Source organism: Loigolactobacillus coryniformis subsp. coryniformis KCTC 3167 = DSM 20001, assembly GCF_002706425.1.
GTDB classification, from domain to species: domain Bacteria; phylum Bacillota; class Bacilli; order Lactobacillales; family Lactobacillaceae; genus Loigolactobacillus; species Loigolactobacillus coryniformis.
This window is the reverse complement of the sequence record NZ_CP017713.1, coordinates 67139-89213: the sequence shown is the minus strand read 5'-3', so window position 1 is coordinate 89213 and position 22075 is coordinate 67139. Positions and strand designations below refer to the sequence as shown.

General features: G+C 43.4%; 22 protein-coding genes, 1 pseudogene and 1 other annotated feature. Of the genes and pseudogenes, 16 read left to right on the top strand and 7 right to left on the bottom strand.

The features are described 5' to 3' along the window. Window positions 1-596: 596 nt before the first annotated feature. The 4 genes from LC20001_RS00435 (at window position 597) to LC20001_RS00420 (ending at window position 3609) form a co-directional block, all read left to right on the top strand. Window positions 597-1256: an amino acid ABC transporter permease gene (locus LC20001_RS00435; RefSeq protein ID WP_003677697.1), complete on the top strand. Its 660-nt coding sequence runs from the start codon at window positions 597-599 to the stop codon at window positions 1254-1256. Next, on the top strand, window positions 1237-1920 hold the full coding sequence (locus tag LC20001_RS00430; protein ID WP_010010538.1) for an amino acid ABC transporter permease: 684 nt from the start codon (window positions 1237-1239) through the stop codon (window positions 1918-1920). Before LC20001_RS00435 ends, LC20001_RS00430 begins: the two co-directional genes overlap by 20 nt. Window positions 1921-1934: 14 nt before the next feature. Continuing rightward, window positions 1935-2672, top strand: coding sequence for an amino acid ABC transporter ATP-binding protein (locus LC20001_RS00425; RefSeq protein WP_003677701.1), 738 nt, complete (start codon window positions 1935-1937; stop codon window positions 2670-2672). 106 nt (window positions 2673-2778) lie between these two features. Then, window positions 2779-3609, top strand: a complete 831-nt coding sequence (locus tag LC20001_RS00420) for a transporter substrate-binding domain-containing protein (protein ID WP_010010537.1) — start codon at window positions 2779-2781, stop codon at window positions 3607-3609. 55 nt (window positions 3610-3664) lie between these two features. On the opposite strand, the gene LC20001_RS00415 is transcribed toward LC20001_RS00420, so the two are convergent. After that, entirely contained in the window at window positions 3665-4000 is a 336-nt protein-coding gene (locus LC20001_RS00415; protein ID WP_010010535.1) for a VOC family protein, read from the bottom strand. 298 nt (window positions 4001-4298) lie between these two features. Between LC20001_RS00415 and LC20001_RS00410 the strand changes: the two genes are divergently transcribed. Next, window positions 4299-5672, top strand: a complete 1374-nt coding sequence (locus LC20001_RS00410; RefSeq protein WP_010010534.1) for an NAD-dependent succinate-semialdehyde dehydrogenase — start codon at window positions 4299-4301, stop codon at window positions 5670-5672. A gap of 69 nt (window positions 5673-5741) precedes the next feature. Next, window positions 5742-6284: a dihydrofolate reductase family protein gene (locus LC20001_RS00405; RefSeq protein WP_010010533.1), complete on the top strand. Its 543-nt coding sequence runs from the start codon at window positions 5742-5744 to the stop codon at window positions 6282-6284. Here LC20001_RS00405 and LC20001_RS00400 read toward each other — a convergent pair. Then, window positions 6268-7731, bottom strand: a complete 1464-nt coding sequence (locus tag LC20001_RS00400; protein ID WP_010010531.1) for a PucR family transcriptional regulator — start codon at window positions 7729-7731, stop codon at window positions 6268-6270. The two genes, LC20001_RS00405 and LC20001_RS00400, sit on opposite strands and share 17 nt — an antisense overlap. Before the next feature lie 171 nt (window positions 7732-7902). Between LC20001_RS00400 and LC20001_RS00395 the strand changes: the two genes are divergently transcribed. The 6 genes from LC20001_RS00395 to LC20001_RS00370 all read left to right on the top strand — a co-directional run bounded on the left by LC20001_RS00395 (window position 7903) and on the right by LC20001_RS00370 (window position 13452). Continuing rightward, the gene (locus tag LC20001_RS00395; protein WP_010010530.1) at window positions 7903-9852 is read left to right on the top strand and encodes an NAD(P)/FAD-dependent oxidoreductase; all 1950 of its coding nucleotides are present in this window, start codon (window positions 7903-7905) and stop codon (window positions 9850-9852) included. Between the two features lie 115 nt (window positions 9853-9967). Further along, entirely contained in the window at window positions 9968-10828 is an 861-nt protein-coding gene (locus LC20001_RS00390; protein WP_010010529.1) for an SDR family NAD(P)-dependent oxidoreductase, read from the top strand. Between the two features lie 14 nt (window positions 10829-10842). Further along, window positions 10843-11688: an acetoacetate decarboxylase family protein gene (locus tag LC20001_RS00385; protein ID WP_010010528.1), complete on the top strand. Its 846-nt coding sequence runs from the start codon at window positions 10843-10845 to the stop codon at window positions 11686-11688. Window positions 11689-11856: 168 nt separating this feature from the next. Continuing rightward, window positions 11857-12632, top strand: a protein-coding gene (locus LC20001_RS00380) for an IS5-like element ISLpl3 family transposase (protein ID WP_086989537.1) whose coding sequence is annotated in 2 segments (ribosomal slippage) — window positions 11857-12181 and window positions 12181-12632 — 777 coding nt in all. Because the reading frame shifts where the segments join, the coding sequence is not laid out codon by codon here. A gap of 51 nt (window positions 12633-12683) precedes the next feature. Continuing rightward, entirely contained in the window at window positions 12684-13070 is a 387-nt protein-coding gene (locus LC20001_RS00375; protein ID WP_010010527.1) for an iron-sulfur cluster biosynthesis family protein, read from the top strand. Between the two features lie 37 nt (window positions 13071-13107). Then, entirely contained in the window at window positions 13108-13452 is a 345-nt protein-coding gene (locus LC20001_RS00370) for a hypothetical protein (protein ID WP_010010526.1), read from the top strand. A 57-nt stretch (window positions 13453-13509) separates the two neighbouring features. Here LC20001_RS00370 and LC20001_RS00365 read toward each other — a convergent pair whose 3' ends face one another. From LC20001_RS00365 to LC20001_RS00350, 4 genes are all read right to left on the bottom strand, one after another. Beyond that, window positions 13510-14187, bottom strand: a complete 678-nt coding sequence (locus tag LC20001_RS00365; protein WP_010010525.1) for a Crp/Fnr family transcriptional regulator — start codon at window positions 14185-14187, stop codon at window positions 13510-13512. Between the two features lie 75 nt (window positions 14188-14262). Beyond that, window positions 14263-15912 carry a peptide ABC transporter substrate-binding protein gene (locus LC20001_RS00360; protein ID WP_010010524.1) on the bottom strand — a complete coding sequence of 550 codons (1650 nt, stop codon included), beginning with the start codon at window positions 15910-15912 and terminating at the stop codon, window positions 14263-14265. A 72-nt stretch (window positions 15913-15984) separates the two neighbouring features. Beyond that, window positions 15985-16224 (bottom strand) — a binding site (T-box leader). Window positions 16225-16271: 47 nt separating this feature from the next. Continuing rightward, window positions 16272-17108 (bottom strand): CPBP family intramembrane glutamic endopeptidase, encoded by an 837-nt coding sequence (locus tag LC20001_RS00355; protein WP_010010523.1) that lies wholly within the window; start codon window positions 17106-17108, stop codon window positions 16272-16274. Window positions 17109-17364: 256 nt separating this feature from the next. After that, window positions 17365-18438 carry an LCP family protein gene (locus tag LC20001_RS00350; RefSeq protein WP_010010522.1) on the bottom strand — a complete coding sequence of 358 codons (1074 nt, stop codon included), beginning with the start codon at window positions 18436-18438 and terminating at the stop codon, window positions 17365-17367. Between the two features lie 176 nt (window positions 18439-18614). Here LC20001_RS00350 and LC20001_RS00345 point away from each other — a divergent pair, with 176 nt between their 5' ends. Next, window positions 18615-19154, top strand: a complete 540-nt coding sequence (locus LC20001_RS00345) for a biotin transporter BioY (protein WP_010010519.1) — start codon at window positions 18615-18617, stop codon at window positions 19152-19154. Window positions 19155-19415: 261 nt separating this feature from the next. On the opposite strand, the gene LC20001_RS00335 is transcribed toward LC20001_RS00345, so the two are convergent. After that, entirely contained in the window at window positions 19416-20111 is a 696-nt protein-coding gene (locus LC20001_RS00335; protein WP_244901111.1) for a zinc-binding dehydrogenase, read from the bottom strand. A gap of 85 nt (window positions 20112-20196) precedes the next feature. Here LC20001_RS00335 and LC20001_RS00330 point away from each other — a divergent pair. From LC20001_RS00330 to LC20001_RS00320, 3 genes and pseudogenes are all read left to right on the top strand, one after another. Then, a pseudogene (locus tag LC20001_RS00330) lies at window positions 20197-20433 on the top strand (transposase); the annotation flags it as partial. Window positions 20434-21086: 653 nt separating this feature from the next. Continuing rightward, a complete protein-coding gene (locus tag LC20001_RS00325) occupies window positions 21087-21527 on the top strand; it encodes a GNAT family N-acetyltransferase (protein ID WP_010010513.1) in 441 nt (146 codons plus the stop codon). 1 nt (window position 21528) lies between these two features. Further along, entirely contained in the window at window positions 21529-22008 is a 480-nt protein-coding gene (locus tag LC20001_RS00320) for a helix-turn-helix domain-containing protein (RefSeq protein ID WP_010010511.1), read from the top strand. The last annotated feature ends 67 nt before the right edge of the window (window positions 22009-22075 follow it).

The following is a 22075-nucleotide window of genomic DNA, read 5'->3' as shown; positions in this document are numbered from 1 at the left end:
AAACATGGCCCTATTTCACTATTAAGGTTAATTAGTTTCTGATGTTACACTATCGCTCGTTTTCTGGAAATTATTGTTTAGCAAACATTCATTACTGGATCTTATTCGCCAAACAGATCTTGCTTCCCGCTGTCGATTGGACTAAGTCGAAGACCAGCAAGTCCAAGTCGCAGTCGGTTGTCCATTCAACTACGGCAAAAAATACCAAGTTAAAGCATGGTTCTAAATAGATATTGCTTCCAGCATACTAATTTCCTGACTTTTTGTAAATAAGCCCGTTGACACACCTTAAAAATAGTGTAATATTAAAATCAAGTTAGAAAGATTAAGCTATGAAGAGAAGAGTAGATTATAAAGTAACTACAGTGAGCTTCTATTTTGGTGTAAAGAAGCGTTATTTTATGATTGAAGATGAACTTGGAGCTTTACTAGTCGGTTTACGCAAGCTGACTTAGTCGTTTTGCAGGCGATACACTGCACAGTCTATGACTGAACGAGGTTCGGATCGCAAGGTACGAACAAATCTGGGTGGTAACACGTCATTACGTCCCGACACTGCTTTTTGCGGTGTCGGTTTTTTATTTGGAGGTGTCATTATGAGTTGGACTGTCATCCAACAAAGTATTCCTGTTTTTGCGCAAGCTTTCTGGCTAACGCTTAAGCTTTCATTCTATGGTATTATCGGCGCTATTATCGTCGGCCTGATCGCCAGTTTTCTACGTTATTTTAAAGTGCCTGTGTTACGCCAAATCAGCGCCGCGTACACCGAGATTTCGCGAAATACACCCTTGTTGATTCAATTATTCTTCATCTATTACGCCTTTCCGGAGCTTGGAATCAAAATTTCTGCTACCGCAGCTGGAATCAGCGGCTTGATCTTCCTTGGTGGAAGCTACATGGCTGAGGCGATTTATGGTGGACTACAAGGCGTCGCTAAAATTCAAGTGGAATCAGGGTTAGCCATCGGTCTCAGCCGCGGACAGCTCGCCCGTTATGTCGTGTTTCCCCAAGGATTAACCCTTAGCGTACCAGCAATCGCTGCTAATGTGATTTTTCTGATCAAGGAAACCTCGATTTTTACCGTCATTGCGATTCCAGAGTTAACCAATACGGCACTGGATCAAATCGGTTTATACTATCATACCGATGAATCCTTGTTTGTTTTAGTGATTGCATACGCGATTATCTTGATCCCATTATCATTGATACTGACTTGGTTAGAGAGGAGGGCGCGTCGTGGCACATTCGGGAATTAATATTTTATTTGCCGGCACTAATTTTAGCCGTTTACTTGGCGGTTTATGGATCTCGGCAAAGATTTCGATCGTAGCGTTGGTCTTCGGAATTGCGTTAGGAATCTTTCTCGGTGCTTTAAGAACAGTGAAGAATCCCATTTTGCGAGTGATCTTGCGATTGTATTTGGAATTCTTCCGCATCGTACCTACTGTCGTTCTACTATTTCTGTTCTATTATATTTTACCGAAAAACTTTAACGTCAATTTGAACGCTCAGGCAGTTGCCATGTTAGTTTTCGCTTTGTGGGTCGGGGCTGAAATGAGTGATATCGTTCGTGGCGCATTGATCTCGGTACCGCAACACCAACGTGAAGCTGGAATCGCCATTGGGCTCAATGGACCACAGCTTTTTCGTTATGTCCTATTACCACAAGCAATTGGCTTGATGATTCCGGCGACGATCAACTTAATGACCCGGGTGATCAAAACGACTTCACTACTGCTACTGATCAGTGTCATGGATGTGATCAATATCGGTCAGCAAATTATCGAAGCCAACCGTCAGCATTATCCCGACGGTGCTTTCTGGGTATACGGATTAATTTTCATTTTATATTTCTTACTTTGCTACCCGCTTTCGGCTTGGGCCCGACATCTCGAGCGGCGACAAAATAATAACGCATAAAGGAGCGAACTGTTATGGCCACGCCATTATTACAGGTGGAACATCTCGAAAAATCATACGGCGATGTCCACATTTTACACGATATTAATTTAACCGTTCCAACTGGCAGTGTCACCGTCTTACTGGGGCCTTCTGGTTCTGGTAAAAGTACGCTGATCCGCTGCCTCAACGGCTTAGAGGACTTTCAAAGCGGTCAGCTGACCTTCTCCGGCCAGCCCGTTACCCCTAGCCCGAAAACTTGGCAACAACTACGGCAAAAAATCGGCATGGTTTTTCAAAGTTACGATTTATTTCCTAATTTAACGGTACTGGACAATATTTTGCTCGGTCCGCTAAAAGTGCAACACCGCGCTAAAGCTGAAGCCAAGGCGCAAGCAATTAAATTATTAGAGGAGGTGGGGCTAGCTGATTACCAAGCTGCTTATCCACGACAACTTTCTGGCGGTCAAAAACAACGGATCGCCATCGTCCGCGCCCTAGCGTTGAATCCTGAGTTTATGTTATTCGACGAAGTGACCGCTTCGCTAGATCCAGAAATGGTCCGCGGTGTTTTGGAAGTTATGCGCAACTTGGCGAAGCAAAAGATGACCATGTTAGTCGTCACACACGAAATGAATTTCGCCCGTGAGATCGCTGATCAAGTTATTTTCCTGGAAGACGGCCATATTCTTGAACGCACACCAGGCAAACAATTCTTCACGCAGCCACAAACCGAACGGGCCCAACTATTCTTGAATAGTATGGATTTCTAAAGAATCTGTTGCAAAAGCACTTAGATTACGGAGCGTTGCCGAAAATGAGTAACAGGGCTTTTTCAACCACGTTTCAGCACTTATTTAAATTTTGGGGGGATTTTTTATGAAGAAACACACACGTTTGATTGCAGCCTTTTTGGCTTTGGTTACATTATTTGGTTTATTTGCAGGCTTTGCTCAGCCAGCACAAGCAGCAGAAACGACTAGCGTCAGCGCGATCAAAAAACGCGGCACGATTAAAATTGCAGTTTTTGGTGACTTGCCACCTTATGGTTGGGTCGACAAAAATGGTAAGCGCCAAGGTTATGATATTGCCTTAGCCAAACAAGTTGGTAAGGATCTCGGCGTTAAAGTTAAATACGTACAAGTTAACGCGGATAGCCGGGTCGACGCACTCAACTCTAATAAAGTTGACCTCGTCTTAGCTAATTTCACCGTTACACCTGAACGGAAACAAGTGATTTCGTTCGCCAAGCCTTACATGAAAGTCTCAATCGGGGTTATTTCACCTAAGAGCAAGCCGATCACTAAGGTCAGCCAATTGAAAGGTAAAAACTTGATTGTCAACAAAGGGACCACGGCAGAACAATATTTCACTACGAATTCCAAAGGTGCCACTTTGCAAAAATACGATTCAAAGACACAACAGTTTAACGCTTTGAAAAACGGTCGTGCTGCTGCTTTAGCTGATGATAACTCTTACTTATATGCTTGGGTCAAGAACAATCCTAAGTACACCGTTGGTATCAAACATTTAGGTCCAAATCAATACATCGCACCAGGGATCAAAAAAGGCAACAAGAGCCTGTTGAACTGGACGAACAAAGAAATTACTAAATTGAACAACAACGGTTTCTTTGACAAGAACTACAATCAAAACTTGAAGCCATACTTCGGTTCTGACGTTACTGCCAAAGATATCGTCATCAAATAACACTAAACAAAATCGCCGTGCTGCAGCCTAATTTGGTTGCATGCACGGCGATTTTTTAAATCGTAATTTCAATTTGGTTCCCTTCTGGATCAAGGACAACACTTTCGTAATAGCCATCCCCGGTCGTTCGTGGCCCACTGATCACTTGGTAATCAGCCTGCGCTAATTTAGTCGTCAGGGCGTCCACCGCCGCTGAATCACCCACACTAAACGCAACGTGCGTGTAACCCTGTAATAATTTAGTGGGATGTTCTAAAATATCTGGGCGCTGCATAATTTCCAACCGTGTTTGGTCAGCAAAACTTAAAAAGTAAGTCGACAAGCCGGTACGTGGATTATGATATTTTGTATTGGCCTGCGCTGCAAAATAAGTTTCATAAAAGTCACGCATTTTTTAGAGATCATCGACATAGATCGCGACATGAGAAATTTTCACGTAAATCACTTCCTAGTATCATTTTTAGCATGTTGCTCATTAATTAATCATCACAATTGTAACCGATATCAAGCGCGATTGCCAGCTATGCGCTAGATAGACCAATTTTTGAAAAATGATTAAATAAATTCCGCTTCAATAGCGTATATATGTGAAATGGTTAACTATACCACTTATAGAAATTTACTCAAAATAGTTGAAGCCGCTTTCTGCAATCGCTATAATGGATTGTATATGAAAGGGAGGTTACACAATGGCATACCAATCAATTAATCCATATTCGAATGAGGTTTTGAAGACATATCCCGACGCAACTGACGCTGAGCTTGAACAGGCGTTGGCTGCTGGTGATAAATTATATCATCAATGGCGCAACGATCCCATATCAACGCGGGCACCATATTTAAAGAAGGTCGCTGACTTGTTACGGGCGGAAAAACAAGAATTGGCGACGATCATGACCAAAGAAATGGGCAAATTATTGAGTGAAGCGGAAGGCGAAGTCGACTTATGTGCAAGCATCGTTGATTACTACGCTGACCACGCCGTTGATCTTTTAAAACCAGTACCACTGAAAACTGATGCTGGTAATGCTTATTATGCTAAACAAGCGACCGGGGTTATTTTTGCGGTTGAACCGTGGAATTTTCCACTTTACCAAATCGTGCGGGTATTTGCCCCTAACTTTATGGTCGGCAATCCAATGATCCTCAAGCACGCTTCTAACACCCCTGGCTCAGCTGATGCCTTTGATAAATTAGTGCAAAAAGCTGGTGCGCCTGCTGGCAGCTTCAAGAACCTATTTGTTAGCTACGATCAAGTTGCTAAAGCGATCGCTGATCCCCGTGTTACTGGGGTAGCGTTAACCGGTTCAGAACGCGGCGGTAGTTCAGTCGCCAAAGTTGCCGGTGAAAACTTGAAGAAATCAACGATGGAACTTGGCGGTAATGACGCCTTTATCGTTCTAGATGATGCTGATTTTGATTTAGTCAAAAAAGTTTCACCACAAGCGCGTTTATATAATGCTGGCCAAGTCTGCACCTCTTCCAAACGTTTCATCGTTACAGCTAAATATTACGATGAATTCTTGGAGAACTTAAAAGCTGGTTTTGCAGCGGTTAAGCCTGGCGATCCGTTGGACAAAAAGACTACCTTAGCACCACTATCGTCACAGCGGGCTAAAGAAAAATTAGTCGGCCAAGTTAAAAAAGCAGTCGCTGCTGGTGCAAAAGTCTACTATGGTAACGAACCAATTGACTTACCTGGTCAATTCTTCCCACCAACGATTTTAACTGACGTCACTAAAGACAATCCAATCTATAACGAGGAAATGTTTGGCCCAGTAGCCGTTGTTTATAAAGTCGAAAACGACGCCGAAGCAATTGCTTTAGCTAACGATTCTAGTTACGGCTTGGGCGGCTCTGTCTTCTCGAAAGACCCAAGACACGCTGCTTATGTGGCTGAACAGATCGAAACTGGGATGTCCTTTGTTAACTCTGGCTGGTTATCCTTACCAGAATTACCATTTGGTGGGGTCAAAAATTCCGGCTACGGTCGTGAATTAAGTGATCTCGGGCTCAACGCCTTTGTTAATGAGCATCTGGTTATTAACGCTACCGATAAATAATGTTATACTGACGATCTGCCATTTAGACAGATCTTTTTTTCATCTAAATATGATTTAGGAGGCTGTATAATGCCCAAAAAAGTGATTCTGCAACTCGCCACCACGATCGATGGTTACATTGCTGACGAGCACGGTAGTGTGGATTGGATCGACGCTACCGTGGGCTTCGATCTCGATTGGGGCTACGATCAATTCATGTCCAGTATTGATACGATCGTCATGGGCGCAACTTCTTATCGTGACGCCCTGAAGTTAAGCCCCACCTTCCCCTATGCTGAAAAAGACAATTATATTCTCACCCATCAAGACAAAACCGATTTACCAAAGCGCCATTTCATCAACGGTTCTGTGGTTGAACTTGTCAAAAAATTACGCCAAGGGTCCGGTAAAGGTATTTGGATCTTCGGCGGCGGTTCTGTTATTCAGCCATTGATCGAAGCCGATTTGATCGATGAATACCAGCTATTCACCGCACCAGTTATTCTTGGTAAAGGCGTTCCCCTATTTGGCCAACGCACAAAGCCATTGCTACTGCAATTAAAATCAACCACGGTTTTTGGTCCGGGTGTAATGGTGACTTATGAACGGAAGAAAACTACCGATTCAAACTAGCTAACAAACGCTGCATTTGTAAGCTGCATTCCAGCTGAAACCACAATTGGCTGTCCTTAAGGTCCAAGCCCGTCAAATCCTCGATTTTGTGTAATCGATTTAATAACGTATTGCGGTGAATAAATAAGCGCTCGGCTGTTATTGTTTGATTGCCACCACAACGAATATACTGCGCCAGCGTCGTGATCAATTCAGTCTGGTTTGCTAAGTCATACTGCTGTAATTGTTGCACACCAGGATCAATAAAGGCAGTCAATACATCACGTTGTTTGATACGATCTAACATGATCGCAAAATAATAATCGCGGCAAAAAAGCAACTGGGCCTGATCCTGTAACTGTAAACTAAGCTTTTCCGTATGGCGAGTGATGATATACTGCGCTTTGGTAGCAAAAAAATCATGATAGCAATTCGAAACGATCACTTGGCATTGCAGCTGTTGTTGCAAATCAGACCAAGTGATTTTTTTTAGTGTCGGCAACGACCCTGGTAATAACGCCACGACCCGTTCCTGATAAACTACGACCAACGCCTCAGGGAAACGTTCCCGCATTTTCTGACACAGTCGTGCCAATCGATCTGCTGCTTTTAAAACTACTAAACACATGCTTTGTGGCACTGTATAGCCAACGATCTGCGCGTTAACTTTGATCGCGTTAACGTTGATTCCTTCTAATAAGTCGCTTAATAGTTGTGCTCTTACTGACACCTGATAATCCTTAAACGCCGCCGCGCGACCTAATAAATCACTTAAAACTTGGCCAGTCCGCGGCAGTAATTGCTGCTGCGCAACGGTAAAATCCTGCTGATCATTGAACATTACAACATACCCAACTAATTCATGCTGAAAGTACAAGCGTGCCACTAAACGTTGATACGGTGAAACTGGACAAGGAAAACGATAACTGGCTTGCGCAGAAGGCTTAGTTTGCGCCAACATTTTTTTGATGCCTTGAATAAAATCTAGCCGCGAATAACCCTGGTCAATATTTTGTTGCCACAACGGATCTGGAAATGGAAAAGTGTGCGAATAAGCCAACACTCGATAATTATCGTCAATGATCATCAACGTATTATTAAGCTGTGTCGCCGCAAAATCGATCACCGCTTGATGATCATGCGTCAAGCTATACTGCAAAATGCCACTAAACAACACTTCCTGTTGTTGCTCAGCTGCTAATACTTCGTTGGCGTCATTGAATAAAGCGACAACGGCTTGATTACTTAGGTTCGTAGATGTCTGGCTGATACAAGGACAACGAACGCATGCATGATCGGCACAACTGACTAATTTAAGTGGTCCTGCTACCGCCTGTTCAATATATAGAGTATGCGGCTGTGTGCCGTTCCCAATTTGAATCGTGTTGATTTCATTATCTTGATGGATTTGAATATCGGTTAAAATAAATTTCTTTTCAAGCTTGCTTACTAGTTCACTATATTTCATACCCCGCACCCCTTAACACTCAACCCACTAGGCAAATTGCACAGTTTATTTGATAAAAACTGGACGAACTGTACCTTAATCATAGCAATTAACTATGCTATTGTGAAGATGTATTCAAAAACAAACCGTTCAATTAAGTTTATTTCTTCACAATTTAAGGAGGTTTTCTTGATGACTGACTTTCCGCAACTGTTTCAACCCGGCCGAATTGGTAAACTCACATTAAAGAATCATGTTGTGATGCCCGCAATGGGGGTTTCACTCGCACGTACTAATGGTGAGGCTAGCGATGATATTATTCGTTATTACGAAGAACGTGCTCGCGGGGGTGTCGGCTTGATCATCACTGAAGTGACCCGAATTGATGACAAATACGGCGTTGCAACTTATAAGCAATTAGCCGTGACTGATCCTAAACAAATCCCGCAATTACAGCGCTTAGCCGATGCCGTGCATAAATATGATACGAAAATTTTTGTTCAATTGCATCACCCTGGACGTGAAACCACTTCGCAATTACTAAATGGTGAACAAATAGTTGCGCCTTCTGCGATTGCAGATAAAACCGTTAAGGAAGTTCCACGAGCATTATCAACAGAAGAGGTACAAGCCTTAGTTAAAGCCTTTATCAAAGGCGCCGTGATCGCTAAAACTGCTGGGATCGATGGTGTTGAAATTCATGCCGCCCACGGGTATTTGCTCAATCAATTCCTCTCACCCTATTCTAATCAACGAACCGATCGTTATGGGGGTAGCTTTCATAACCGGCTGCGCTTTCTTCAAGAAATTATCGCCGGGATCAAATATATGTGCGGTGCTGACTTTCCGATCAGTGTACGGATCAGCGCAGATGAATTTGTCGCTGGCGGCTTAAAGATTGCCGATAGCGTCAAAATTGCGCGTACTTTAGAGAGCTATGGCATTGACGCAATCAACGTTTCTAGTGGTATCTATGAAAGTGCCCCAACGATCGTTGAGCCTGGTTCCTACGCTCAAGGCTGGAAAAAAGAGCTCGCCAAAACGATCAAGGCGAACGTTAAGATCCCAGTGATTGCCGTTAACAACATTAAAACACCTGAAATCGCTGAACAATTACTGACTGATGACGTTTGTGATTACATTGGCGTTGCCCGCGCGACTTTGGCTGATCCTGATTGGGCCCGTAAAGCGGCTACCGGCCATAGCAATCAAATCACAACCTGTATTGGCTGTTTACTATGCTTTGGTGCCTTACAAGCCGGTAAACATATCATCTGTGCGGTCAATCCACGACTAGGCCGTGAACGTGAATTTGCGACCTTAAATCATAATGGTGCTCAACGCACAGTAGCGGTGATCGGCGGAGGTCCTGGCGGGATGACCGCAGCGAAGACTTTAGCTGAACGCGGCTTCAAAGTTACGCTTTTCGAACAACACAAAGTTTTAGGCGGCACTTTGAATACCGCTGATAAGACACCATTAAAGGATAAGATCACCCTATTAAATCAGCAATTGATCAATCAAGTTGAAGCGAACCAAAATATTGAGCTTCATTTAAACGAAAAAGCAACCGTGGAAAAAGTCCGAGCGCTGCAACCAGCTGGCGTCTTCATCGCTAGCGGTGCAAAGCCAATTGTTCCCCAATTACCTGGAATGGCTGGCAAAAATGTGATCACTGCCGAAGATTATCTCTATGGTAAGGCGCCGGTCAGCGGTAAAGTCGCCGTGATCGGTGGCAGTATGACCGGCTTAGAAACCGCTGAAAAACTAGCTGGTGAAGGCCACGAAGTTACGATCGTTGAAATGCAGGCAAAAGTTGGTGCCGGTGTTAACCCGACGATTTTGCTTGACTTAATGCAGCGGTTAAATAAATACGAACCAACGATCATGACCGGCAAACGTTTAGTTGGCGCTGGTGAACATGGCGTCAAAGTTCTTGATATGATCGATCACGGGATGAGTGATATTGTCGCTGACACCGTTATTTTAGCATTAGGTGTTACGCCAGACACAAGCATTAGCGCACCATTTATTGCCGCTTTTGATCAAACTAAAATCATCGGTGACGCTGAAGCTAGCGGCCGTGTTGCTGAGGCAATGCGTGATGGCTATACGAAAGCCTACGTTTTTGCGAATGACTAAGCAAAACTTTTAGTTAACCTGTGTTGAAAAGCTTATTTCGTGATTTTTCAACCACATATAAATTGTGAAAACCAACCTAGTAATACTTTTCAATACCGCCTAGGAGGAATCTATAATGAAGGAATTTAAGAATCGCGTTGCCTTGATCACTGGTGCAGCTCATGGTTTTGGCGCTGAGCTTGCCCAAGAAGCTGCACGTCGGGGGATGAAATTAGTTTTAGCTGACATCGATGAACCCGCCTTGAAGCGTTCTGTCCAGCAAGTAGCTGACCTTGGTGCCCAAGTCGAAAGTATTACTGTCGATGTTTCATTAGAAGAAGACGTTGATAAAATGGTCAAAGCCGCCATGGCTCGTTTCGGTCAAATTGATTTATTGATCAATGATGCTGGTATTGCACTACCAGGAACGGTTTGGCAACTCCCCTCACGTGACTGGGAATGGATCATGCATGTTAACGTGATGAGCCAAGTTTATGCGATGCAGCGTGTTATCCCGATCATGCGCAAACAAAAAACAGCGTGCCATATCGTTAATGTTGCTTCGATTGCTGGTTTGATCGATACGCCAGGGATGCCAGCATACCACGCTAGTAAATTTGCCAGTGTTGGCTTAACTGAAGCTACCGCCTACGATTTACAACGCGCTAACGCTAATATCAAACTTTCCGTCATGTGCCCTGGCTTTGTACAAACTGACCTTTATCATACCGAAGATCGGCGGCCAGAACGATATCAAGCACCTGATGATCCTTATTATCAAAGTGCAATCTTCAAGGGTGGCCAACAATTCGCTAAATATGTGATCGAAACTGGGATGCCGATCGATTCAATTGCACTGACGGTTTTTCAAGCTATTGAGGATGACGAATTTTATATTTTGACTCACCCAGTCTTCAATACACTGATCGGTGACCGCGTCAAACGAATAGTTAATGGTGATGGTCCTGATGTTTCCGTTATGAATGGCTTAATGTAGAGGAGGAAGCAATGATGAGTAGTTTTCTTATCGATCCTAGTGAAATGAAACAATTCCTAGTTCGTCCTCGTTTGGATGATCAAGAAGGGGTCATGTTCGCTTACGCCGCACCAGCTGAAGTACTTGCTAAATTATTACCACCACCATTAAAACTTGTCGCACCTATGGTTTGTGGCTATGTAGTCCAGATGGGTAAGCCTAGCTTTGGTGGACCCTATTTAGAATCAGTCCTTTATGTATTAGCTAACTATCGCGATAAAGTGGTTGGTGCTTATCCGTTTAATTTGATGCTGCATGGTCCTGGCGCTGAAACTGGTATTATTTCTGGTCGTGAAGGTGCAGGGATTCCTAAAAAAATGGCCGACCACATGGAGATTCGTCGTAATGACCAACAAGCAACAGCAATCGTCGAACGCCATGGTGTACGCCTACTAGAAGTCACTTGGACTGCCGGGACACCCAACGATCCGCAAACTGCGCAACAAGTCTTTAGCCAACTCAAATTAAACAGTCAAGTCGAACAAGCGAGTTTGTTCTACAAATATCAAATGGATCAAGCTGCTGACGGCACGAACGTATTTCACGATGCAGCACTAGTTAGTACACAGCAATCGGTGATCACTGATCGCTTAGAACCCGGCAGCCTAAGGATTAAAGTAGCCTCTTCTGAGGATGATCCCTATGGCGAACTAAAGGTAATCAAACCACTTGGTGCAGCTTGGTATCACGTGGCTTCTTCTGTCATGCATAATACGATCAAATTAGAAGATGCTGATGCCGGTAAAATCATGCCTTATTTAGTCAGTGGACGCTACGATCGTGGCATCATCAATCCCAACGTAACTACTTTTATCATCTAAGCTCAAAGCTACCGCAAGTTCATTTTACGGTAGCTTTTTCAAGCCAAAAAAATTGTCAGTATTAGCTAAAGGACCTATAATAAAATCGTTTCCAATAGCCGTACTAGGGACTGTCTGAAAACTAAAAATTCAGGTATAATCTGAGGAAAAACGAATCGAGGCATTCCGATGACAACACCTAAACGATACGAACTGGAAGATGCTCAGTGGGACCGAATCAAAGGATACTTCCCGCCATACCGGACTGGCCGTCCATCAAGCCTAGACAACCGTACCGCCCTCAACGCTATCCTCTGGCTCATGCGCAGCGGGGCTCCTTGGCGTGATCTACCTGAACGCTATGGCTCTTGGAAAACGGTGTATAGTCGCTTCCGAGCCTGGGTAAGTTCAGGCTTGTTCGAACAGGTTTTTCTCGAATTGATTGACGATCCCGACATGGAAAACTTGAGCTTAGATTCAACGATCGTTCGAGCGCATCAAAAGGCCACTGGGGCAAAAAAAACGCCGAATGTATGGTCGAAAATCAAGCTATTGGACTAAGTCGAGGTGGCCGAACGACCAAGATTCACGCACTCGTTGACGGATTAGGGAATCCCTTGGGTTTTCGCCTAACAGGTGGTCAAGTACATGATAGCCAAGTTGCCAGTGAGTTGCTGGAAGGCTTCGATATTTCTCAATCAAATATTATCGCGGATAAAGCCTATGGCACCGCGAAACTTCGCCAGTATATTGAAGATAAAGCAGGCGTCTATACCATTCCGCCAAAGGAAAATACCAAAGACAAGTGGACCTGTGATTACCACGTTTATTGTGAGCGCCATTTGATTGAGAACTTCTTCAATCAGTTGAAGAACTTTCGTAGGATTGCAACGCGTTATGATAAGCTCGCTCATGTTTATCTGGCTACGGTCTACATTGCCTCAATTTGCATCTTACTTAAGTAGTTTTCAGACGGACCCTAGTCAAAACAAAAATTTAGAGTGGGGTGAATGATAATGAAGATTCAATTTGATGATGCAGCTGCTGCAAAAATTCAAGCACATTTGGCACCAGGTAAGAAATTACTACTAACCTTTGAAGACGGGGTTGGGCCTTATTCACAACATGCCATGATTCATATGCAAGTTCAATTCTCGATTAACATTATTAATTCAGATATGGAAGCACCCGGCTATGATCAAACGATCACCAGCAATATCGGGGATTTTCTAGTTAAAGGTTACTCCATGGATAGTTTGGATGAGAACATGGTCGTACACTTAAACGCTAATTTGGGTACACTCAGTTTATCCGGTGATGGTGGCTTGATCGATGATAACCTTGGTTTTATCGATTTCACTGAACCAAATAACGCTGGACTCAAAGAAAATCCAGCGCGCTAACTGATTATTCAGCGCGCTTAAGTTAGGAGGCTACGCTATGCTTGATGTATCTGATTCACTTGATCGGCTAGCTTGGACGACTGAACATCATTATCGACATATCGCCGCACAACACGATTTCATGCGCGCCTGGGCAGTTCAGTTCGAACTGGCTTATACCGACTTTCGTACGATTCAACTAGCGCTGCAACTAGCACAAGATCAACATGACTTATTAGTCCGTTTTACTGGTGTTTACGATACAGTTTATCAATATGAATATGAATTCGCAGCGAATGGTTTAGCTGCCTTCAACGCTAAATACGGCGATCAATTAGAACCGTATCGTTTGGCAGCAGAACATCTCAGTCAAATCATCGGCGAAATTCGGGCAATAAAATAAGTCTACACCGAAATGTAGACTTACTTCAACGTGTGGCGTTAGCCGCACGTTTTTTTATTATTCAACCAATGCTAACCCGTCAGCATCCAAGATTCGAAAACGATTGACCGCTAATTTTTCAATCAAACCGTCATCCGTAAATTCACGGAACTTGCGGCTGATCGTTTCCGGTGTGGTGCCAAGGTAGCTAGCAATATCTTTTTTCTTCATTGGTAATTTGAAATCATCAGCAGTATCGCCTGCCGTTTCCAACAAGTAATTAGCTAACCGCTCTTCGATCGAAGCCGTCGTTGCTTGCGTTGATTGCTCGGCTACATTGGCCAAGCGCTGGCCGAAAGCATTTAAAATATTCAGCGCTAATTGCGGTGAAACCTTGAGTTGCTTTTGGAAATCTTGGCGGCGGATCATGCAAACATCAGTCGCCGCTAAAGCAGTGCCAAAGTTTTGACGCGTACTAGCTGTAAATAGCGCGGCTTCTCCGTCGAAGTCGCCAGGATTCAGTAGATACAGTAGCTGTTCTTTCCCATTAGCTGCAATTTGCGTGATTTTTACTTGACCATGCGCCACGATCATCAATGATTCAACGACATCACCAGCTGCGAATAAGCTTTCACCAACTGTAAAATGGCGATGTTGCACTAAGGGCGCAATTTCTGCGCGTTCAGCATCTGACAAAGTCTGAAAGATTGGGACTAGTTTAATACATTGTTCTGCGTGCTCGCCGTTATGAGCCATGATTTCCGCCTCCATTTAGATTTCAAAATTATTATAAACCTAAATGACTCTAAAAAAATTGATTCAAATCAAGTATTACTTGATATAGGTGTATTTATAATTCCACTGTGTGCCGGCAGTATTATGAATAATCCCTTTAACTGAGCTGCGTTGCAAGTATGAATAAACACTTTGATACAGTGGCGTAATGCCTTGATCATCGAGTAAAACGTGACTGGCGCTGACTAAATCACGCCACCTTTTAGCGGGATCATTTGCGTCAGCGTTCGTAGCTGAATCAACTAATTGGTTGTATTCGCTATTGTTGTACTTACCATAGTTGTAAGAAGTTCCTGTTGTTGGAATCTGCAAGAAGGAAATTGGATCGTTAAAGTCGGCACCCCAACCCGCTAAAGTTAAATCAAAGTCACCTTTTTGCCGATCAGTTAAGGCAATTTGCGATGGTACGGCCTGAATTTTGATCGTCAAACCTGGGAAAAGCTTCTCCCATTGCCCTTTCAGGTACTGCGTTACTTTACTCGTGGCCTGATCACTGCCGTTATCGTTGGCAGCTAGTAAGGTCAGACTAACCTTTTTGACACCCGTTGCCGCTAAACCAGTTTGCCACTTCTGCTGCGCTAGTTTTTCATCATGTGACATTGTATTTCCACGCTTTTGCTCAACAGAAAAATCTTTACCAGTGGTAGGATTCTTGGCTAGATCAGTTGAAACAAAACCAGTCGGGATCAACGTGCCATCACCAATCACTTTCTGCGCTAACTGTGTACGGTTGACTGCTAATGAAAAGGCTTGGCGGATATCTTGATTATTTAGCACCTTACGCTTGGTAGCGTCACTGTCGGCGAAGTTATAACCAACGTAACTAACGTAAGAATATGGGTACTGGATATAGGCCTTACTATTCTTATACGTTGCCACTTGTTCGCTAGAAAGTTGCGTTAAATCAAATTTATCACTTTGATACAGATCTAAACTAGTCGAAGCATTTTCAACGACAGTGAAGTTGATTTTCTGCAGCTTGACTACTTTTTTATCCCAGTATTGATTATTTTTGACAAATGACCATTTATTGTTAGTTCCTTTCCAATTGGTGATCTTAAATGGGCCACTGTAAACCATATATTGCGATTTAGTCGCGTATTTTTTACCGTACTTTTCGGCAACTTTTTGGTTTTGAGGCGCAAAAAGTGGGTACGCCATCAAAACTTTAAAGTACGGGATCGCCTTATCCAAGGTTACGACCACTGTGTGCTGATCAGTGGCTTTGATGCCTAACTTGCTGGCCGCCATTTTACCTTGGCTAACTGCGGTAGCGTTTTGGATGCCTTCAAATAAATACGCGTACGGTGATTTCGTTTTCGGATTCAACGTCCGGCGCCACGAATAAACGAAATCCTGTGCTGTGATTGGATCACCGTTACTCCATTTTGCGTTGCGCAACGTGAAAGTGTACTGCTTACCATCCGCTGATACTTTAGCTGATTTAGCTAAGCCAGCAGTGGCCTTACCATTTTTACCTAAGCGATAAAAGCTTTCAAAAACGTTCCCAGTCTGCCCATAACCAGTGGCTTTAGACAAATCGATCGTGTCCAACGCAGCGCTGGCTGGTAAATTCAAAACTTGTTTTGTGGCCGCCTGCTGATTGGAATTCTGTCCACAGGCACTCAGCACCCCGACTAATATCACTAACGCCGCACCTGCTAGTACGGATCTTAATTTACGCATATCAAATCCTCCATTCACACGGTCATTTTCAATTGGACAAAAAAACTGCGCCCCCAGCCTAGATTTAACTAGACTAGGGACGCAGCTTTGCGTGTTACCACCCTGATTCGTGTCGCTAACGACACCTCGCCGGTACGCCAGTCTGTGCCCAGACTTTGATACCCGGCAAAGTAACGCTTGCCCACGAGTTGTTAGCTTATACCAACAACCTGCTCAGAGCTCATCTTCATGTTCATTGCAATGTGGCTTTTTCAGCTTACCGCCATCTCTGTTCATTGCTCAGCACATTACTCTTCTCGTCAACGCATTGAATTGATCCGCTTTAATTGTGTTTATTATGCAACCAGATAGACTAGCTGTCAATCATTAATTTTGGGCCGCTGGATCTCCCACCAGACAAAACCAGCAATGGCGATCAATAAAACCAATAAAATAACGAAGCCGCCCTCAAAGCCAAAACTACCGCCATTGATCAGATCAAAGCCTAGGTGTGAAGTCGTTTTTAAAACCAATGCATCACTAGCGCCACCGGATACTGGTACCCCAAATAGTGGCCCCTCCGCAAAATTCCAGGCACTATGAAAGGCACTCGCGACCCATAAATTAGCAAAACGCAACCGTAGCAGTGTTAACAGAATACTAAAGGCTAGAATGTTAATAAAAGCCAGGCCGTTAATTCCTGTATTCATTAAATGCAACCCTGCGAAAACCAGTGAATTAATGATCACCACGACATAGGTCCGTTCGGTTTTAAGTAACTTACCCACTATGTAACCACGGGTCAGCAGTTCCTCACTGAAGCCTTGGATCACGTAGCCGAAAAAGAGGATCAGTAACCACAACCAAGCGCCAGAACGCAAGACCGAATGGACAGCTGCCGCATTTAGTCCTAATGTGCCTAACCAGACTAACGTAAAAAAGAACAGTCCAGCAAGATAGGCCCAACCATAGTACCAAAACCATTTTTTGCGTGGAAACGGTAAAACCGCTGGATCTCGCCGACGATAATAAAAATAAAGTAATAGTATTAAAATACCAGTACTGAATAATTCTGCTGCGACTGCACCAAGACCATGATTTAATACTGTGATATGGCGCAAAAGTAAGTACTTGACCAGCAGTGTTAGCAATTGAGCCAGTACAAACCAGCCGATTGCAATTAAAGTAACCTGCACGATCTTTTTAACGTGTTGCATTGTTTTCCTCCATACTAACTAACTTCGGTCGAAATTGGTCCTTAACTAGCTTACGCTAAACATGGGGCATTGTGCAATTATTTTTTAGCTAATCATCATATTTAAACTAGATGACCTGTGACTGAAACTAGTTAGGTGCCCGCTAAGCTTCAGCGTTCTGAGAATCAATTACCTACTCCATTAAAGAATCGCGCCACCCTTGATCAAGGCAAAAAAATAAAGAGCCGCAACTAAAATCGTTCCAGCTCCTTATTTACTAATATGTGGTGTTCGTGTAATACTGCGTAACCGCACCATCAGTATTGTAAGTTGTACTACTTTCGTCATTAAAGAATGCGGCATTTAACTTGTTCAAGCGCGTATTCTGATTACTTAGCGTTTCCTTAGACAAGCCCAACTGTGTCCGTAATTCATCAGAAACGGATTGTAAGGTTTCCGTGGATGGAACCTGATAAGAACTGCCATTGATCATTGCTGATTTTTCAGTCAATTGCTTCGAAGAAACGTTATCCAAATTGCTGCGGTAATCGGTCGCTAGTTTCATCGCATCATCCAACGTGATATCAGTACGCAAGTAAGGTTCCAACGTCTTCATCAGCGCGCTGTATTTAGTGATCCCACTTGGCGTCGCTAACTTCTTCAAAACAGCCATCATCACTTGTTGCTGACGCATCTGCCGACCATAATCGCCGCGGGGATCCTGATAACGCATCCGAGAATAAGCCAACGCCTGCTTCCCGTTCAAATGATGCTTGCCTTTGGTGATCGTAATACCATCAAACGTAACGTTCATTGATGAAGTGATCGTGACCCCATCAACTGCATCAACGATTTTTTCTAAGCCACCCATGTTGATCGCGGCATAGTAGTTGATCGGCACGTTGAGTAACTTTTTAACACTAGCTTTCGCCATCTTTGATTCGCCAATGTTATAGGCAGCGTTCAATTTCTGCACATTCAGCGACTTGGTCCCAACCATTTCAGCTAATGTATCCCGCGCAACACTAGTAACGACGGTTTTATGCGTGTTGGGATTGATCGTGACTACCATGATCGTATCGGAATTCCCACGGCTAATCCGACCATCAGCACCGGTATCGGCCCCTAGCAGCAGAATCGAGAACGGTTTTTTCTGCTTGATCGTCGTATCGTGCTTAGTACCGTCACTATCATAGATCTTATTAAATGTTGATTGCGTTTGATTCCACATCATGCCAAAAACGGCCCCGATGCCGATCACCAACAAAGCAACAACTGCTAAAGTAATTTTCAAACCCAAATGTTTATGCTTTTTTGTACTGCGCTCATCACGCCGAGTATTCTGATCCATTTACCCCAATACCTACCTTTTCAAAACCTTGTCATCATTAGTTTACCCGTTTTTAATGCACATAGCTGTAATTTTTAATAAATTTAATATTTTCATTGGCAAATGCGTATAGACGTGGTATTTTATAATCAACGTTAACCAATTAAGATATATGGTTAACCAAAGGAGCTAAGTCAATGAAAACTCGTGATATTACCCAAATTGCCGTTATGGTGGCTGTCATCATCGTCCTTGGTTACATCCCCCCAATTCCGATCGGCCTAATTCCTGTACCATTAGTGCTACAAAATATGGGGATCATCCTCGCTAGCCTACTACTAGGTCGAAAAAATGGTAGCTACGCGGTGGGCTTATTTGTGGCGTTGGCATTCGTTGGTTTCCCTGTTCTATCTGGTGGCCACGGTGGCGCCGCTGTGTTTGTCGGTCCCACAGCTGGCTATATTTACGCTTGGCTGGTCACACCATTTTTGTTAGGTACGTTATTACACAACCACCAGCATTTAGCTTGGGAAATCGGCGCCACAATTTTGATTGGTGTGCTGTTCATCAATTTAAGCGGCGCATTATGGCTAAGTGTCACCACCCATCTAGCCTTGCCCAAAGCACTATTGGCTGGCCTCGTTTTTCTACCTGGTGATCTCTTGAAGTCAGGTATTGCCATTGCGCTGCATCGGCGCTTACGCCTACTCGATCAATTTGCTGCGGTAGAAAAATGAGCGCGCTGATTCTTGGATTGCAACTGACCGCAGATGGTCGTTGTCAACACTATCATGGTCCCACTGATGTCGTCGCCAATAAATGTGCACGCTGTCAGCAATATTTTGCTTGCTACCAGTGCCATGATGCCATGCGTACTCACCACTTTGTTGCTATGCCGGTGACACCGACAGCAAAAGTAGTGTGCTGTGGCAATTGCCGCCATGAACTCACTTGGACACAATATCAAACTGGCACGTGCCCTTTTTGTCAGCACGCTTTTAATCCGCGGTGCGCACTACATCAGACGATTTATTTCCAATCGTTAAAATAATTTTACCAGTATGCTCACTTAATAACCGCTCATATGCAGCACGACCAGCACTTAAATCAAATTTTTGGGCCGGCGTTAAGTTAATTTTACCGGCTTGAAAATAACTAAACAGGCGCCAGCTGCGTTTTAAGCGCGCTGAATGATCACTTAAGTAATCCCACAAATCGCCAGTTAATAAGCTTTTAGACGAACTAAGCATTGCCATAGGATCAACCGGTGCTGGGTCACCGGCCGCCATACCGAAGAAAACAACTTTTCCCCGCGATTGCACAATGTTTAAACTGGCGGCCAACGTAGACCCAACGCCATCGTAAACAGTAGTGATCGGTGCGCCATTTTGGGCTTGCGCCACCCAATCAGTTGAACGTAAAAAAACTTGTTTAGCACCTTGCTGCAGCGCTAACTGTCGTTTAGCTTCATTACCAGTCACCCCGATAACATTGATCCCATCTGCAGTCAACATTTGCGCTAAGATTTGACCAACACCACCAGTTAAACCATGCACAAAAACAGTTGCGCCTGGCTGGTCACGGCCTAAATCATGTGCTAAAAAGTCAGCGGTCAATCCCTGCAGAGCGATACTGGCAGCCAACTCAAAACTAACTGTGTCCGGCAGCGGGATCAACTTTTCCGGTTGTGTCACGACGTACTCAGCCTGCGCTAGCGGAACATCAGCAAAGAAAACCCGCGGCGCCAACCGCAGCGACTACGCCTGCACCTTCGTAACCATTGAAGAACAGGCCGGTGTTCCGCTGTACTTTGCGCACGCTTATTCGCCACATGAACGAGGCAGTAATGAAAATCGCAACCGAGTACTACGCCGCTTCATTCCCAAAGGTCAACCGATTGATGAGATTACCGATGATGAATTGATTCAAATTAACTGGTATTTGAATTCCCGACCACTCAAATGTTTAAATTGGCGAACACCGATTGAGATCTTTTTGCGTAATCTGCGTTACTAAATTTGTTCAAGTTATTTCTTGCAATCTGCCACCAATAAAAAACCAGCGTATGGGCTTACGCTGGAAAAGGAGTTGGGTTTTTCATTACTTGGGGGGTAATGAAAAAATTAAGTTTTGGGTTAGGGATTTAGGTGGGGTCCTTCATCTCTATGTCTATTACTATAACCAGAAAATGTGAAGAATGCGTGACGAAATTGCTGGAATAGTTGGAAAAAAACATTATAGAAGGGTTAAGGATATGTTTACAGCCGTTATCAGTCTTGTGCTAGTTGTGTTTAAAAAATCTGTAAAGTGACGACCGAAAATTTAAAAAAGGCCCGACAAAAAGCCTTGCATAACGCTATTATTATGGGTATCTATTGCACAGTATAAGTCACCTAGTGCAAAGTGCGTAGGCTGTTTTTCTGACCACTTTAACTACGTGGGACAATATCATAAGTTCATTGATCATCGGTTCTTTAATCATTTTCCTCATCTATGTAATTAACTGGAGTCGTATAAAACATAGTGACGATTAAAATAAACCATTAGCCGTTATTTTACGTATATTTTAATTAGATACTCCGATGATAATTTTATCTTAGTATCCCTAATTAAAATAAAAGGAGATTAGCATAATATTCATTTTATGAATATTATGCTATAATGTAGTTATGCAGGTAGTGTATACAACGTCTACATCGGCAGAGTTCCTAGATAATTTTCAACCTAACTCTCAGTTTAAATTCAATTGGCAACAAATCCTTGATGAAAACCAACATTCAATTGTTATTGTTGCGTATTATAAAGATCAATTGGTCGGCATAGCCAATTTTGAACGAATTTCAAGCGATCGTTACAATTTTGTTTATAATATCGAAGTAGTTGCTGCCGCACAACATCATCATGTTGGCGCGAGATTATTGGCATTAGTGATGCAAGATTCATTCGCTCATGGATTTGATGGCTTCGTAAAACTGCTAACAAAAACTAGTGGGGTTGAGAAATTTTATCAACAACTTGGCGGTGAATTTTTTGGCCAGCAGGTTATTTTTGACGAGTATGCCAGCACTCAAGTAATAGAGAAATATTTATCTAAGTATCGGAGGTTATAATATGCAAATCACCAATCAGCCAATTGATTTAACTGATATCGCCGCGGTAGAAGCAAAGCGACGTGAAATTGCACATATCATCGAAACTTATCCCAGAGATTCACACGAGTTTATGACGGCTACTGCAGCTAATAATGAACTGCTTGATTCAAATGTTCCAATTCGCATTTTTTATTTAATCGGTCATCATCTAGACCATCCAATCACTGAACATGAAATTGCCCAATTGATCGTTGCCGGTGCTAAAGGGGAAGATCTTAGTGAAGTTCTTCCGCTGACACCTGAAGTTAAAACAGCTATTAAATTTCAAATAGCACGGCGACAAGCAAAAATGACTCAAGCAGAAGTCGCTGCCAAAGTTGGGCATATTTCGCAAGCACAGATTGCTAAGGCCGAACGCGCACAGACTTCACTTTCGATCAATCGTTGGGCGGAATTATTTAAGGTAGTAGGAACTAGTGCAGTAATCAAGTTGTACTAAGCAAGTCTCATCTAGGCTATACTTTTCACCAAAAATCAGATATTTAAAAAAAACAAACCGTATAGCA

Coding starts and splice junctions, on each gene's coding strand:
- LC20001_RS00435 (WP_003677697.1), top strand. CDS start 597: ATGAGTTGGACTGTCATCCAACAAAGTATTCCTGTTTTTGCGCAAGCT.
- LC20001_RS00425 (WP_003677701.1), top strand. CDS start 1,935: ATGGCCACGCCATTATTACAGGTGGAACATCTCGAAAAATCATACGGC.
- LC20001_RS00420 (WP_010010537.1), top strand. CDS start 2,779: ATGAAGAAACACACACGTTTGATTGCAGCCTTTTTGGCTTTGGTTACA.
- LC20001_RS00415 (WP_010010535.1), bottom strand. CDS start 4,000: ATGCGTGACTTTTATGAAACTTATTTTGCAGCGCAGGCCAATACAAAA.
- LC20001_RS00410 (WP_010010534.1), top strand. CDS start 4,299: ATGGCATACCAATCAATTAATCCATATTCGAATGAGGTTTTGAAGACA.
- LC20001_RS00405 (WP_010010533.1), top strand. CDS start 5,742: ATGCCCAAAAAAGTGATTCTGCAACTCGCCACCACGATCGATGGTTAC.
- LC20001_RS00400 (WP_010010531.1), bottom strand. CDS start 7,731: ATGAAATATAGTGAACTAGTAAGCAAGCTTGAAAAGAAATTTATTTTA.
- LC20001_RS00395 (WP_010010530.1), top strand. CDS start 7,903: ATGACTGACTTTCCGCAACTGTTTCAACCCGGCCGAATTGGTAAACTC.
- LC20001_RS00390 (WP_010010529.1), top strand. CDS start 9,968: ATGAAGGAATTTAAGAATCGCGTTGCCTTGATCACTGGTGCAGCTCAT.
- LC20001_RS00385 (WP_010010528.1), top strand. CDS start 10,843: ATGAGTAGTTTTCTTATCGATCCTAGTGAAATGAAACAATTCCTAGTT.
- LC20001_RS00375 (WP_010010527.1), top strand. CDS start 12,684: ATGAAGATTCAATTTGATGATGCAGCTGCTGCAAAAATTCAAGCACAT.
- LC20001_RS00370 (WP_010010526.1), top strand. CDS start 13,108: ATGCTTGATGTATCTGATTCACTTGATCGGCTAGCTTGGACGACTGAA.
- LC20001_RS00365 (WP_010010525.1), bottom strand. CDS start 14,187: ATGGCTCATAACGGCGAGCACGCAGAACAATGTATTAAACTAGTCCCA.
- LC20001_RS00360 (WP_010010524.1), bottom strand. CDS start 15,912: ATGCGTAAATTAAGATCCGTACTAGCAGGTGCGGCGTTAGTGATATTA.
- LC20001_RS00355 (WP_010010523.1), bottom strand. CDS start 17,108: ATGCAACACGTTAAAAAGATCGTGCAGGTTACTTTAATTGCAATCGGC.
- LC20001_RS00350 (WP_010010522.1), bottom strand. CDS start 18,438: ATGGATCAGAATACTCGGCGTGATGAGCGCAGTACAAAAAAGCATAAA.
- LC20001_RS00345 (WP_010010519.1), top strand. CDS start 18,615: ATGAAAACTCGTGATATTACCCAAATTGCCGTTATGGTGGCTGTCATC.
- LC20001_RS00325 (WP_010010513.1), top strand. CDS start 21,087: ATGCAGGTAGTGTATACAACGTCTACATCGGCAGAGTTCCTAGATAAT.
- LC20001_RS00320 (WP_010010511.1), top strand. CDS start 21,529: ATGCAAATCACCAATCAGCCAATTGATTTAACTGATATCGCCGCGGTA.